Origin of the sequence: Butyricicoccus pullicaecorum DSM 23266, assembly GCF_900167005.1 — a bacterium.
GTDB classification, from domain to species: domain Bacteria; phylum Bacillota; class Clostridia; order Oscillospirales; family Butyricicoccaceae; genus Butyricicoccus; species Butyricicoccus pullicaecorum.
Window position 1 is genome coordinate 259,694 of record NZ_FUXW01000001.1, and the last position, 13,281, is coordinate 272,974.

The following is a 13,281-nucleotide window of genomic DNA, read 5'->3' on the forward strand; positions in this document are numbered from 1 at the left end:
TGCGACAGCGTTCGGGATTTTTACTTATTACATATTCGCTATTCACTCTTCACTTACTTCCTCTGCCTGCCCGGGATTTTTGGAAGGAATAGGTAATAGAGAAAAGGGAAGAAGTACAGTGTGCTGTTTGTGCAGTGCTGCGAGGTTAAGAGCTGTTGTGTAGGGACACCTGAAGGTGTCTTTTTGTTTTCTGTGACAGAAAAGAGGGAAAGTGCATGGCAAAACTGAGGAAAATGCTGGGCAAGGCCGATGATACGGAGATCGTGACACTCATGCGGCAGATTGAAACCCAGAGCAAGACAACCCTTGCGCGTTGGGCGGCAGACTGTGTAAAGAACTGGTATCTGCCGATTGCGCAGGCAGCTGATCCGACAGACCTTTGTCTAAGTCAACTGCTGGACACGGTTCAGGCATGTCTGGAAGGGAAAGCGACCCAAAAGCAGCTGAAAGAACAACTGCGGGAGGGGAGAGGACTGGCGCAGCGCATGATCGAACCGGCGGCGCAGGCGGCAGCGCGGGCGATCGTGACCGCTTGCGGTGTGCTTCAGACGCCGACCAATGCGCTGGGATTTTGTTTTTATGGCGCGGCCGCTGCGGCATATCACGAGTTAGGCCTAGAACGGTCGGCAGCCGACTATGACAGTCGTGCACATGTTGAGTTTGAGCGCCTATCGCAGACGCTGGAACAGGTCATGGTGCCGGATGAAGCAGACCCGGTGCAGGTAGATTGGAATTGCTGAGGAAATACGCATGGAATACGTATATATATTAGAGTGCGCAGACGGCACGCTGTACACCGGCTGGACAAATGACCTGACTGCGCGGCTCGCAGCGCACAACAGTGGACGAGGTGCCAAGTACACGCGTGGACGTGCGCCGGTCAAGCTGGCGTTCAGCGAGGTGTTTGATGATCGCTCGGAGGCGCTGGGCTATGAAGCGGCGCTCAAGAAGCTGCCGCGGACAGAAAAACTTAACTTGATTGCCGGACGGCGTGCAATAGACGGCGAGTATTTGACCATTCTGGACGCGCAGGGACGCGCATGTGGTGACCAGCCGCGCACAGTCGTGCATCGTCAGGGGCTGCGCCACGCAGTCGTACACCTGTGGGTACTGGAAACGCAGGACGGTGTGCCGGGCGTGTGGCTCCAGCGCCGTGCGCTCGACCGTCCGCTGTATCCGGGACGGTATGATCAGGCGGCGACCGGTCACATCGGTGCGGGTGAGCAGCCGCGCGAGGCGATTGTGCGGGAAGCGCGGGAGGAATGTGGTTTGGTGGTCGATCCGGATGATTTGACCATGCTGGATGCGCCCTGTCACCAGCGTTACGCGCGGCCGGATGGCGGACTGGATGACGAGATGGCGTATGTTTTCCTGTACGACCGCAAACCGGGACAGGCCTTCGCACCGGGCAGCGAGGTGATCGGCATGCGCTGGGTATCGCTTGCGGCTTTTGGGCACACGCTCGAGACCGGAGAGCCGCTCATTTGGCCGGATGGCGAAGCGCTGGACGTAGATGGTCTGGCTTGTTATCATCCCGCGGAGTGGAAAGCGGTTAAGCGATGGATTGCCGAGCGGAACGGATGAAAAAATTATTTTTGAAATGCAAATATCTCGTCTGATCTCAGGATAGGGTATTTCAGATTGTCGAAAAAGTCTCCTCGCGCCGCAGCGCGTTTGCAATGGCACAAAAAGTCAGGACATGTGCCTGACTTTTTGTTCAGCAAAATGCCCGGAATCTCTCATTTATGCGCGGTTTCGGGCATTCTTCGTCCAGAGTGCTATGCACGGCGGACGCTGGTTCGTCGAAAAACCGCAGTTTTTCGACGAACTAAAAAATACCCCGTCTGGCATGCCAGACGGGGTATTTTTTTGACTCTTATTCGTTAGCGCAGGGTTGCGCCGATGGCACAGGCAGCGATCAGGAAGATGGCTGCGGCCGCTGCGCTGCACACCGCATAATGGCGGCATTTCTTAGCAGCAGGGGATTCCGTGCCGAGTTTGGCCGTTTCGCTGTTCGGGCCGGTCAGACGGCCGTACTTCATCTGGAAGAAGATGACGAGCAGGGCGCATACGGCGAACGCGGCGAAGAATACGGCAAGAAGCAGCTTCATGTCAGATACAGTTCATAACGACTGCGATGACGACGAAGATGACGCCGATGGCAGTGGTCAGACGGGACAGCGTGCGCTGCATATTGCTTGCCTTGGACTGGCCGAAGAAGGTGTCTGCGCCGCCGGCGATCGAGCCGGACAGACCCTGACGAGCACCCTGCTGGAGCAGGACGACGACGGTCAGGAATACGCAGGCAATGACTTCCACGATGGAAAGGACTAACTTCAGGGTACCCATTTTCATTCCTCCGAAACTATTGCTTTAGATTCTATCTCGAGTCAGGCCCAGGAAAGGGCGCATTTGCATATCTGTCATCATAGCACAAAAATGTATGCTTTGCAAGGGTAAACGGGGAAAAAACGGGGAAAAATCAGGGAAGAGCCGGACGGAGGAGGTTGACGAGCGGAGCGCCCAGACGGTTGGCGTGAATCTTGCCGGAAGAGGCATCGACGACAGCCATACGGATGGACGACCAGCCGCTCTCGGGCGCGCGGTAGTTTACCTCGCTGGCATAGCGGCGCAGACGGCGCAGCGCGGCCGGGTCACATTCACGGCAGACCAGAACGACGCTGATGAGCGTGAACAGGTGGTGCGGGTCGGGCTTGACCAGATTTTTCTGGAGGGTCAGCGCGTACTGCCACCAGTCTTCGAGCGTGTCCTTGTCCAGATGGGGGACGGAGAAGAGCAGACGGTGTTCGTTGCTGTGCAGGGTGGATGCGCCGACCGAGATGAGGCCGAGTACCTTCTGCTCGGCGTAGCTTTCGAACCAGGCGTGCAGAGCGGTCAGGCGACCTTCGACCGATACGTTATGCACCGACTGAAAGGCATCATCCAGACCGTTTTCCATATTATCGCGCAGCTTGGTGAAGTATACGCTGAAATCGACGGGAGTGTTGGTGTTCATAGGCGTTTAGAGATCCTCCGGGTATTGTCCGGCTTCGGTCATCGCGCGCAGCGCCTGCTGTACGGTGGGCTTGTCCTCCTGATAGGTGACGCCGAACCACTTTGCGCTTGTGGTCAGCACCTTGGCAGTTGCCTTACCCTGACGGATGAGGGTATCGACCGCTGCGGGCAGATAGAACTCGGCCTTCATGGGATCGGTCAGCAGCTTGCCGGCGAAGAAGTCGCGCAGCTGCGCGTCCAGCTCACGCAGGAAGGAGGGGGTGAAGCCCCAGAGGTTCATGGAAACCGGGGTGCCGGGCGCGATCTCGCCGCCCTCGCCGTCGGTGAAGCGGATGACACCGTCAGCCTCGCGGGCAATCTTGGTGCGCTCGATGATGTCGGACAGGAAACCGTCGGCATCGGTGGTGCACACACCGCGGGAAACCGTACCGTTTTCGGTGAGGGTATTCTCGACAGCGTAACCAACCATGCAGTAGCGGTACTTGTCGTCGTCGGCAGCCTCGGACAGGAAGTTGTACATCTTCTGGAATGCGTCAGCGCCGTAGAAATCATCGGCGTTGATGACAGCAAAGGGAGCGTCAACCGTGTCGCGGATGCAGTAGACCGCGTGACCGGTGCCGAGCGGCTTTTCACGGCCTTCGGGAACGGTTAAATCGTCCGGAATTGCAGACAGCGTCTGATAAACGTAATCGACTTGCATCAAGCGGCGCGCCTTGCTGCCGATGGCCTGTTCAAAGGCCTCGGTCAGCTCGGGTTTGATGATGAAAACCACGCGGCGGAAGCCGGCGCGATACGCGTCATAGATGGAATAATCGAGAATGATCTGACCGTTCGAACCGAGCGGATCGATCTGCTTGAGGCCGCCGTAGCGCGAACCCATACCGGCAGCCATAATCACCAAAACAGGGGAGTTGGACATATTTCCGGTCTCCTTTCAGAAATTTATGTCTCAAAATGTAATCAAAAGATATCTTTATTATACCCGAATCGTGCAAAAGTGGCAAGTGCGTAAGAGGCAAAATTCACGAATCGACCCAGCCAAAGCAGGGGAATTTTCAACAAGGTGGAAAAAATGAAAGTTTGTATGCGCGAACGCTGAGGAATACATTGCAAAGAACGCGGTAAAATGATAAAATGTGTAAGGTTAAAAAATAATTTTATTGTACGGTTTTTGTTGATTTGTTTATAACGAAGTGAGGTAGATGTTTTTATGATGCGCAGAACAAAAATTATCTGTACGCTCGGCCCTGCAACCGATGACAAGCAGGTACTCAAGGATATGATGCTGGCGGGTATGAACGTTGCCCGTATGAATTTCAGCCACGGTTCGCACGAAGAGCACAAGCAGAGAATGGATCTGGTTAAGGAGTGCCGTGCAGAGCTGGGCCTGCCCATCGGTATCATGCTCGACACCAAGGGTCCCGAGATCCGCACCAAGACTTACAAGAACGGCAAGATCGAGATTCAGGACGGCCAGACCTTTACTCTGACTACCCGTGAGGTTGAGGGCGACGAGAGCATCGTTTCCATCACCTACGAGGGTCTGCCGAGAGACGTACAGCCCGGCACCCGCATCCTGATCGACGACGGTCTGATCGCGTTTGAGGTTCAGGAGATCAAGGACGGCACCGATATCGTATGTAAGGCGCTCAACGGCGGCCCGCTCTCCAACCGTAAGTCCATCAATGTTCCGGGCATCAAGCTGAACATGCCTTTCGTATCCGAGAAGGATCGCGCAGACATCATCTTTGGTCTGCAGCAGGGCATTGACTTCATCGCAGCTTCCTTCACCCGCACCAAGCAGGACATCCTTGACATCAAGGCGATCCTGAAGGAGTACGGCCAGGAGGATGTTCAGATCATCGCAAAGATCGAGAACATGGAAGGCGTAAACAACATCCGTGAGATCCTGTCCGAGTGTGCAGGTCTGATGGTTGCCCGCGGCGACCTGGGTGTTGAGGTACCGTTCTACGAGCTGCCTGAGATTCAGAAGCACCTGATTAAGACCGCAATTGCAAACGGCAAGCGCGTTGTCACTGCGACCCAGATGCTGGACTCCATGTCCAAGAATCCGCGTGCAACCCGCGCCGAGGTTTCCGACGTTGCAAACGCAGTATTCGACGGCACTTCCGCTATCATGCTGTCCGGTGAGACCTCTGTCGGTAAGTATCCGGTTGAGACCGTTCGCACCATGTCCCTGATCGCATCCAACGCTGAGGCAACCATTCACTATGATCGCCGCCGCGTTACCCGTGACGAGTTCAAGGAAATGAACATGAAGGGCGAGCGCAAGACCAATGCGATCGCACACGCAACCTGCACCACCTCTGCTGACCTGGGTGCAAAGTGCATCGTTGCTGTTACTCAGTCCGGTTCCACTGCTTACGCAGTTTCTTCCTTCCGTCCGGGCACCAGCATCGTTGGTGCAACCTACTGTGAGAAGACCTTCCACCGCATGACCATGTCCTGGGGCGTTACCCCGGTGCTGATCAAGCAGGTTAACTCCGGTACCGAGCTGTACACTCAGGCTGTTCGCGCAGCTGTTGAGGCTTGCAAGGTACAGCAGGGTGATATCATCACCGTTACCGCTGGTATGCCGGTTGGTCACGTTCACTACACCAATACGCTGCGTCTGATCGAGGTCACTCAGGCCTACATCGACATGGCTTTCGAGGATCAGTAAGATGAGTGCGCGGCGGCTGTTCCGGATGATACGACGCTGGCTGACCCTGATTGTCGTGGCCGTAGTGCTGTTTTTCGGCGTGCGGACAGGCTTTGGGCTCATCACCGGCCTTCAGTATAACCGGGACACCGAGTCGCTGCGAGGCGCTGACCTTGCAGTGGGTGACAAGGGCGACAGCAGCGTGACCAATATCGCGCTGTTCGGTGTCGACGCGGATAACGACGGCACCAGACGGTCGGACTGCATGATGGTTCTGTCACTGGACAGCAGCCGCGGCAAGGTCAAGATCACCTCGCTCATGCGCGACTCCAAGGTTGAAATCGATAGACACGGAGAGGCCAAGCTCAACCACTCGTACAGCTACGGTGGACCGGCGCTGGCCATCCGCACGATCAACCAGAACTTTGATTTGAATATTGAGCACTTTGTGCAGGTCGACTTCTCGCAGATGGCCAACCTCATCGGCGCACTGGGCGGCGTTGAGATCGACGTCAAGGAGAACGAGATCAAGGAGCTCAACAAGTTTATCGGTGAGTATTGCCGTGCAGCCGGTGCACCCGAGTGCCCGGTCGAGAAATCCGGCAAGCAGATGCTCAATGGCATTCAGGCGATGAGCTATGGCCGTATCCGTAAGGGCGGTACGGGCGATGACTGGGGCCGTGTGGAGCGTCAGGGCATCGTATTGGAAGCCATGTTTGACCGTATCCGTGGCCTGTCCGTTCCAGAGCTCATTCAGCTCGCACCCAAAATGCTCAAATACGTAACCTCGGATTTGTCGCTGACCCAAATTACCGGTCTTGCAATCGGTATGCTCAAACACGGTATGCCGACCATCGAACACGGACGCATTCCGGTTGATGGTGCATGGAGCTACGGCGGCAGTCAGGGACAGTATATCGTCTTTGACGTGGAACAGGCTGCCCAGCAGCTTAACGATTATATCTATAACGATGTTCCGCTGACGAGCAAATAAGGATTATATTGGGTCCGGGCCTGCGGCCCGGCGCAGTCCAGGCGCGTAGCCTGGCCCGTCCAGGTGGAACCTGGCCGCCGTCCGCAGACGGCGGAATCCCCAATTGATTCCCGGTGTCCGACCCGGGAATCAACTAAAAGATTGCTTTTCAGACCCGAGCCTCAGGCTCGGGTCTTTTTTTATTTCTTCAACTTTCCTATAAAAACAGAACGCCGCACCAATCGGTGCGGCGTTTTTGTCTTTAGTCGTGTTCGCGGGATTCGCGCAGCCAGCGGTAGAAGGTGGACACCGAGACATGCAGTCTCTGGGCAGCTTCTTCGGCTGAAATCTGATGCGATTCGTACAGATCACGAATTTTGGAAAAGCGCTTGTCCGAGCACTTCTTGCTCGGTCGACCCAGATTTACCCCTTGTTTCTGAGCCGCGATGCGTCCGGCGCGCTGACGGTTATACAAATCACGCTGCGCAGCGGCCTTCGCCTCTGCAAGCGTGTCTGCAATGAGATCGCAAACGAGCTGACGCAGTGTACCATCGCCGACCGGCTCCTCGAGCGCCTCAGCCGGAATCCCCAAAGCTTCCAGACGCGCTGCGAGCATGCGCTCGATCTTGTCGTGGTCAACTGTTTGATATCCTGGAATCATTGATTGTCCTCCCTTTTCGCCTCAATCAAACACGCCTGCGCGTGTAAGTCTTGAAACTTATCTTATTCTATAACAAAAACTGCCAGAGGACAAGCGGTTCGGACGAAAATTCGCAGAAAAAACAAAATTCAGTTGTCTTTTGCCGAGGCGATGAGATAGCGGTAGATCTGCGGCTTGAACTGTTCGTACAGTCCAAGACCGGTATAAAGTGCGCGATAATACTCAAAAAGATTGAGTTTGGTGGTCAAAGTGCGTCCAATTGTGAGCGCACCGGTCAAACTGCCGCCGCGCTTGCGATAATAGTAGATGGGTGTTTGCAGGGCACAGAAGGTCTGCGCGTAACGAATATACTCCAGATTGAACTGGAAGTCCTCACTCCACTGCAAGGCCTCGTTGCAGCGGATGTCGTGCTCTAAAATGAGGTTACGCCGATAGAGCTTGTTCCACATGACGCCATAGTAAAAGCTGGCCGGTTCGTCGAGCAGATGACGAGCGAACAGACGCTGATCCATGACGCGGGTGGACTGCAAAAATCCATAGACCGAGATTTTGTCATCGACGACCCGGCAGAAGTGGGAGATGACCAAATCTGCGCCGGTCTCCTCGGCGCGTTCGACGAGCAGGCGGGTGGCGTTTGCGTCCAGCCAGTCGTCGCTGTCGACAAATTGCAGGTACTTGCCGCGCGCGCGTTCAATGGCCAGATTGCGCGTCGCGGAAACGCCGCTGTTCTCCTTGTCAATTACACAGAACCTGGGATCGCGCTGGGCGTACATGCGGCAGATTTGCAGGCTCGCGTCGCTCGAGCCGTCGTTGACCAGCAGAACTTCGATATTTTGATAGCGCTGGCGGCGCACACTCTCGATGCAGGTTGCAAGGTCGGGAGCGGCGTTGTAAACCGGGATAATAATGCTGACAAGCGGTGTATCGGTATTCAGGGGGATACATCTCCTTTATCGAATGAAATGGGGTTGAAAACTTTGTGGTACATTTTTGGTATATTTTTATTATAACATAGGATGTGATACAAAAGTTATGGTTTTTTGTAAAATTTTATCGCAGATCGCGCGGAGAAATTGCCTGTCAGCATTGACGGAATGGTCATCAGGCAGTACAATAAGAATACCCCCTAACCTTCGGGGACAGATTCTGAAAGAGAGGTACCAGGAATATGAAGGAGTTTGATTACACGATTCAGGACGCACTGGGCATCCACGCTCGTCCGGCAGGCCAGCTGGTTAAGGTTGTTAAGGGCTTTTCGAGCAAGGTTACCCTGCACAAGGACGGCAAGGCTGTTGACGCAACCCGTCTGATGAGCCTGATGGGTATGGGTGTAAAGCAGGGCGATGCACTGCACATCACCGTCGAGGGCGAGGACGAGGCAGCAGCTTGCGAGGCTCTGCAGAAGTTCTTCACCGAGAACCTGTAATCTTACAATATTACAAAATAAAAAGACAGCCAAAGGGCTGTCTTTTTTTGTGCTGCGAAAACCGGCGATTGAGAAATAGAGACGCTCCGGCCATGAAACCGGAGCCATGCCGGTTATCAGGTGATATCTGCCTTTTGCCAAAAATAATCCGCGCAGATACGCCGAACTTCGGGTCTGCTCCGGATGGAGATGGGGACAGATGCTCCGCCGTCGGTGATCAGCGCGTCCTTTTCAACCGAAGAGACATGGTCGAGGTTGACCAGAAAGCTGCGGTTGCAGCGGATGAACTGTCCGGAAGGGAGACGGTTTTGGATATCCTTGAGCGGCATGTTGGTTTCATGCTGTACGCCTGCGTTGCAATGCACAATACATTTCCAGTCAAAGACCTCGATAAAGTGAATCTCGGAGACCGGGATCTCCAGTCGGGCACGCTTGGAAATGATGCGCAGATGGGGTGGTAGGTTTTCGTTGCTCGGGAGCATATATCCTCACCGCCTTTCTTGTAGGGACAGGAGAAAAAATCCCGACCCTCTCCTTCTGAGGAGTGATATGCTCAGAATATTTTATTGTAACTCTATTCTATCATGTCTGGTACAATAAAGCTAATCTTGCAGGCCATTTTTTTGCCCTGTACCCCTGTTATTTACAAGAAGTATTATCTCTCTCCGTTCAAAATCTGGTGTATTTCCACAAAACCGGTTTTATGATTTGTGCCCCGCCGCTTGACAGAGGCTTGTCAAACAGGTATACTAAAGAAAATATAAGTTTGGTTATCTGACCAAAAATATAGCGCGCAGGGAGACTGAGGCCTATGACAGAAGGCAAATACGCCCGTGAAGAAAACACCGAAGAACGCATACTGGATGCAGCGTTCGATGTGGTCTATGAAAAGACAATCAGCGGCACACGCATGGCACTGATCGCCGAGCGAGCCGGGATGTTCCAATCCAACATTCATTATTATTTTAAATCCAAGCACGAGCTGATGCTCGCCGTGCAAAAGAAGGTCTTTGACCGCTGCGCGGAGTTGCAGGAAGCACTTCTGTCCAGCTGCGGCAGTTCTCTTCCTGAACGCATCGGCGTCTTTTGGGGACAAAAACGTGAGTTCATCGTCAACGAACAGCGATACGACTTCGCAGAGCTCGATTTCTGGGTACAGGCTCGAGTGGACGAGGCGGTCAAGGCGGCGTTTGTTGATTCGTTCCGCGTATGGCGGGGCAAAATTGCAAGTATGCTCAAAGAATTTCAGGTCCCAGATGAGCGGGCGGAAATGCTGGCGGCGGTCATGACCTCCATGATGGAGGGTGCGTCGTTCCAGTACCTGATCGATCCGGCCGCGTTCGATATTGACGCCTATTTCGATTATTGCACGCAAATGGTCATTCGAGAGATTCGAAACGGCTGATTTTTAGAGGACGCGAGCCCGGAAGGGTTTGCGTCCTTTTTGTTTTCGGTAGAAAACGCTAATAAATGGAAGAGTAATTTGTGAGAAACGGAGAAAAGAGGAGGCAATATGAAAAAGCTATTGACAAATGGCACAGTTTTGACCAGGGATGCCGCGCAGCCGATGGTGGAACAGGGTGCAGTCTTGTTTGAGGATGGCGTGATCCTGGAAGTCGGCACGGCGGCTGCACTGGAGCAGGCGCATCCCGACGCAGAACGCATCGACGCCAAGGGCGGTATCATCCTGCCCGGCTTCATCAACGCGCACCATCATATCTATTCGGCTTTCGCACGCGGTCTGTCCATTCCGGGCAACTGCGCAACCGATTTCCCCGGCGTGCTCGAGGGTACCTGGTGGAACATTGACCGTCACCTGATGCGTCCCATGACCCGCATGTCAGCGTACATGACCCTCATCGAGGGTATCCGTTCGGGCGTGACCACTATTTTCGATCATCACGCTTCGTTTGGCGAGATCGAGGGCAGCTTGGACGAGATCGCTGAGGCAGCGACCACCCTGGGCGTGCGCGCCTGCTTGTGCTATGAGATTTCCGACCGTGACGGTGCGGAAAAGGCACGTCAGAGCGTTCTGGAAAATGAGCGCTTCGAGAACTACTGCAAGACCGACAAGTCCGGCCTGCTGGCGGCGATGTGCGGCATGCATGCATCGTTCACCATCTCCGAGGAGACCATGGCCTTTGCGCGTGAGCACACCAACGCAGGCTTCCACATCCACGTCTGCGAGGGCGCATACGATCGCGACCATTGCAGCGCGACCTATCACGAGACCGTTGTACACCGTCTGGCACGTCACGGCATTCTGGGTGAGCAGACCATCTGCGGTCACTGCGTCTACCTGACCGACGAAGACCGCCGCATGCTGGCCGAGACCGGCACGGCAGTCGTACACAATCCCCAGTCCAACATGGGCAATGCGGTTGGCGTGACCGATATCCTCAAGCTCTTCGGTGCAGGCGTGACCGTTGGCCTTGGCACCGACGGCTTCACCTCGGATATTCTGGAGTCGGTCAAGACTGCAAACGTGCTGGTCAAGCACATGAACCAGCATCCGTCCATCGGCTTCGGCGAAGTCATGGATATGGCCTTTGTCAATAATGCTAAGCTGGCCGACCGCCATTTCGGAGATACCTGCGGTGTCATCCGTCCGGGCGCACGCGCCGACCTGATCGTGTCCGATTACCGTCCGATGACCCGTCTGGGCCCGGACAACATCAACGGTCACATCACCTTCGGCATGAACGGCCACAACGTAACAACCACCATCTGCGGCGGCCGTGTCCTGATGCAGGATCGTGAACTTGTCGGCATTGACGAGGAGAAGATCCAGCACGAGTGCCGTGCACAGGCAGATGCACTGTGGAAGTCGCTCGGCGCACACTAAATTTGTTGTTTGAATGGAAGAGAGCATAGAGCAACCACATCATTGCGATGGAGATTTGAGAAGGAGAGAAAAATATGAGTGACAAGATGAGAGCAATCCCCTTTGCGGAGCTGCTGACCACTTCGCTGCACGACTTCCGTGAGAAGAAAGAGCTGTATCACGTTCCGGTCGCAGACAGTGTACCCGACCTTGGCATGACCATGGCCGGCCGTCCGCTGTCCTGCCCGGTTGGCCCCGCTGCCGGCCCGCACACCCAGCTGGCACAGAACCTGATCGCAGGTTTCGGCGCTGGTGCGCGTGTGTTCGAGCTCAAGACCGTACAGATTTTGTACGGTGAGCAGCTGGGCATCCAGAAGCCCTGTATCTGGACGGGCGACGAGGCGTACAATATCGAGTGGAGCACCGAGCTGACCATCGAGGGCGCACGCGACGAGTACATCCGCGCTTACATTATCCTGCACCTGCTGGCACGTGAGTTCGGTCTGGACGACAAGTTCCAGTTCCACGCAAGCGTGGGCTATAACCTCGAGGGCATCCAGAGCCCGACCGTAGACGGTTTCCTCAATGCAATGCGCGACGCATCGGGTACCGATGCCTGGAAGGAAGGCATCGACTGGACCCTTTCGCACCTCAACCTGTTCGAGCATGTAGACGCGGACTTTGTGCGCAGCATTGACCCGTGCGTGACCCAGTTTGTCACCCTGTCCACCATGCATGGCTGCCCGGCAGACGAGATCGAGCGCATTGCGTCCTATCTGCTGACCGAGAAGGGCTTCCATACCTATATTAAGTGCAACCCGACCCTTGTTGGCTACGAGCGCGTTAAGACTCTGCTCGAAGACCTGGGCTACGGCTATATTTCCTTCGACACCACCCACTTTGACCACGACCTCAAGCTGGACGACGCGATCGCAATGCTCGACCGTCTGCGCGAGAAGGCTGCGGCCTGCGGCCGTGAGTTCGGCGTCAAGCTGACCAACACCTTCCCGGTTCAGATTCGCCGCGGCGAGCTGGCTGGCGATGCAATGTACATGTCGGGCAAGCCGCTGTTCCCGCTGGCGATCAACGTTGCCCGCATCCTGAGCGAGGCGTTCGACGGCGAGCTGCCGATCTCCTTCTCGGGCGGTATTGACCTGCACAACATCACCGACGTTGTCGCTTGCGGCATCGCACCGGTCACCGTGGCAACCCTGCTGCTCAAGGCAGGCGGCTACAAGAACCTGACCCGTCTGGCAAAGGCAATGCCCGAGAGCGTTCCGTCCAAGGTAGACGTTGCCAAGCTCACCGCACTGTGCGACGCACTGGTTGCCGATGACTATTACCACAAGAAGGCCGATCGTCCGCGTCCGGCACGTCCGGAATCCTTCCCGGAGGCTTGCTACAAGTGCAGAAACTGCGTGGATGTCTGCCCCAACCGTGCAAACTATCCCATCCCCGAACTCAAGATGGCCATTCATATTGATGCTTACTGCAATGAGTGCGGCAACTGCGCTTGCCTGTGCCCGATCGGCATCATTCCCTATAAGGACAAATTCACCCTGTTCTCCTGCGAGGAGGATTTCAACGATTCGACCAACGACGGCTTCCTTGGCCGCGAGAAGTACCGCTGGCATGGCCAGGTTGGCACCGATTTCGCCCTGCTGCCTGAGGAACTGCGTCGTGCGATCGATGTCGTGCTTGGCTGAGGAGGCGAGCAAAC

At 55.3% G+C, this 13,281-nt stretch carries 15 protein-coding genes; 8 read left to right on the forward strand and 7 right to left on the reverse strand.

Going from position 1 to position 13,281, the window contains the following annotated elements:
* Window positions 1–215: 215 nt before the first annotated feature.
* Together B5D52_RS01350 and B5D52_RS16735 are read left to right on the forward strand one after the other, a co-directional pair.
* Window positions 216–740 (forward strand): putative immunity protein, encoded by a 525-nt coding sequence (locus tag B5D52_RS01350; RefSeq protein WP_016147745.1) that lies wholly within the window; start codon window positions 216–218, stop codon window positions 738–740.
* Between the two features lie 10 nt (window positions 741–750).
* Window positions 751–1,584, forward strand: coding sequence for a GIY-YIG nuclease family protein (locus B5D52_RS16735; protein ID WP_016147744.1), 834 nt, complete (start codon window positions 751–753; stop codon window positions 1,582–1,584).
* Between the two features lie 299 nt (window positions 1,585–1,883).
* Here the strand turns inward: B5D52_RS16735 and B5D52_RS01360 are convergent, their stop codons facing one another.
* The 4 genes from B5D52_RS01360 to B5D52_RS01375 form a co-directional block, all read right to left on the reverse strand.
* Window positions 1,884–2,111: a hypothetical protein gene (locus B5D52_RS01360; protein WP_016147743.1), complete on the reverse strand. Its 228-nt coding sequence runs from the start codon at window positions 2,109–2,111 to the stop codon at window positions 1,884–1,886.
* 1 nt (window position 2,112) lies between these two features.
* Window positions 2,113–2,349 (reverse strand): preprotein translocase subunit SecG, encoded by a 237-nt coding sequence (gene secG, locus B5D52_RS01365; RefSeq protein ID WP_016147742.1) that lies wholly within the window; start codon window positions 2,347–2,349, stop codon window positions 2,113–2,115.
* A gap of 133 nt (window positions 2,350–2,482) precedes the next feature.
* A complete protein-coding gene (locus B5D52_RS01370; protein WP_016147741.1) occupies window positions 2,483–3,016 on the reverse strand; it encodes a DUF8052 family protein in 534 nt (177 codons plus the stop codon).
* A 6-nt stretch (window positions 3,017–3,022) separates the two neighbouring features.
* Window positions 3,023–3,934, reverse strand: a complete 912-nt coding sequence (locus B5D52_RS01375; RefSeq protein WP_016147740.1) for a nucleotidyltransferase family protein — start codon at window positions 3,932–3,934, stop codon at window positions 3,023–3,025.
* Between the two features lie 291 nt (window positions 3,935–4,225).
* On the opposite strand from B5D52_RS01375, the gene pyk reads away from it, so the two are divergent.
* On the forward strand, window positions 4,226–5,698 hold the full coding sequence (gene pyk, locus B5D52_RS01380) for a pyruvate kinase (RefSeq protein WP_016147739.1): 1,473 nt from the start codon (window positions 4,226–4,228) through the stop codon (window positions 5,696–5,698).
* 25 nt (window positions 5,699–5,723) lie between these two features.
* Window positions 5,724–6,671 (forward strand): LCP family protein, encoded by a 948-nt coding sequence (locus B5D52_RS01385; protein ID WP_159446495.1) that lies wholly within the window; start codon window positions 5,724–5,726, stop codon window positions 6,669–6,671.
* 241 nt (window positions 6,672–6,912) lie between these two features.
* Here B5D52_RS01385 and B5D52_RS01390 read toward each other — a convergent pair whose 3' ends face one another.
* Window positions 6,913–7,311 carry a helix-turn-helix domain-containing protein gene (locus B5D52_RS01390; RefSeq protein WP_016147737.1) on the reverse strand — a complete coding sequence of 133 codons (399 nt, stop codon included), beginning with the start codon at window positions 7,309–7,311 and terminating at the stop codon, window positions 6,913–6,915.
* Between the two features lie 128 nt (window positions 7,312–7,439).
* Entirely contained in the window at window positions 7,440–8,252 is an 813-nt protein-coding gene (locus B5D52_RS01395; protein ID WP_330392180.1) for a glycosyltransferase family 2 protein, read from the reverse strand.
* A 227-nt stretch (window positions 8,253–8,479) separates the two neighbouring features.
* Between B5D52_RS01395 and B5D52_RS01400 the strand changes: the two genes are divergently transcribed.
* Complete coding sequence (locus tag B5D52_RS01400) at window positions 8,480–8,737, forward strand: HPr family phosphocarrier protein (RefSeq protein ID WP_016147735.1); 258 nt, start codon at window positions 8,480–8,482, stop codon at window positions 8,735–8,737.
* A 116-nt stretch (window positions 8,738–8,853) separates the two neighbouring features.
* Here B5D52_RS01400 and B5D52_RS01405 read toward each other — a convergent pair whose 3' ends face one another.
* Window positions 8,854–9,219 (reverse strand): LytTR family DNA-binding domain-containing protein, encoded by a 366-nt coding sequence (locus B5D52_RS01405; RefSeq protein ID WP_016147734.1) that lies wholly within the window; start codon window positions 9,217–9,219, stop codon window positions 8,854–8,856.
* A gap of 329 nt (window positions 9,220–9,548) precedes the next feature.
* On the opposite strand from B5D52_RS01405, the gene B5D52_RS01410 reads away from it, so the two are divergent.
* The 3 genes from B5D52_RS01410 to B5D52_RS01420 all read left to right on the forward strand — a co-directional run bounded on the left by B5D52_RS01410 (window position 9,549) and on the right by B5D52_RS01420 (window position 13,267).
* The gene (locus B5D52_RS01410; RefSeq protein WP_016147733.1) at window positions 9,549–10,142 is read left to right on the forward strand and encodes a TetR/AcrR family transcriptional regulator; all 594 of its coding nucleotides are present in this window, start codon (window positions 9,549–9,551) and stop codon (window positions 10,140–10,142) included.
* Between the two features lie 108 nt (window positions 10,143–10,250).
* Window positions 10,251–11,582, forward strand: a complete 1,332-nt coding sequence (ssnA, locus tag B5D52_RS01415; RefSeq protein ID WP_016147732.1) for a putative aminohydrolase SsnA — start codon at window positions 10,251–10,253, stop codon at window positions 11,580–11,582.
* A 74-nt stretch (window positions 11,583–11,656) separates the two neighbouring features.
* Window positions 11,657–13,267 carry a hypothetical protein gene (locus B5D52_RS01420; protein ID WP_016147731.1) on the forward strand — a complete coding sequence of 537 codons (1,611 nt, stop codon included), beginning with the start codon at window positions 11,657–11,659 and terminating at the stop codon, window positions 13,265–13,267.
* The last annotated feature ends 14 nt before the right edge of the window (window positions 13,268–13,281 follow it).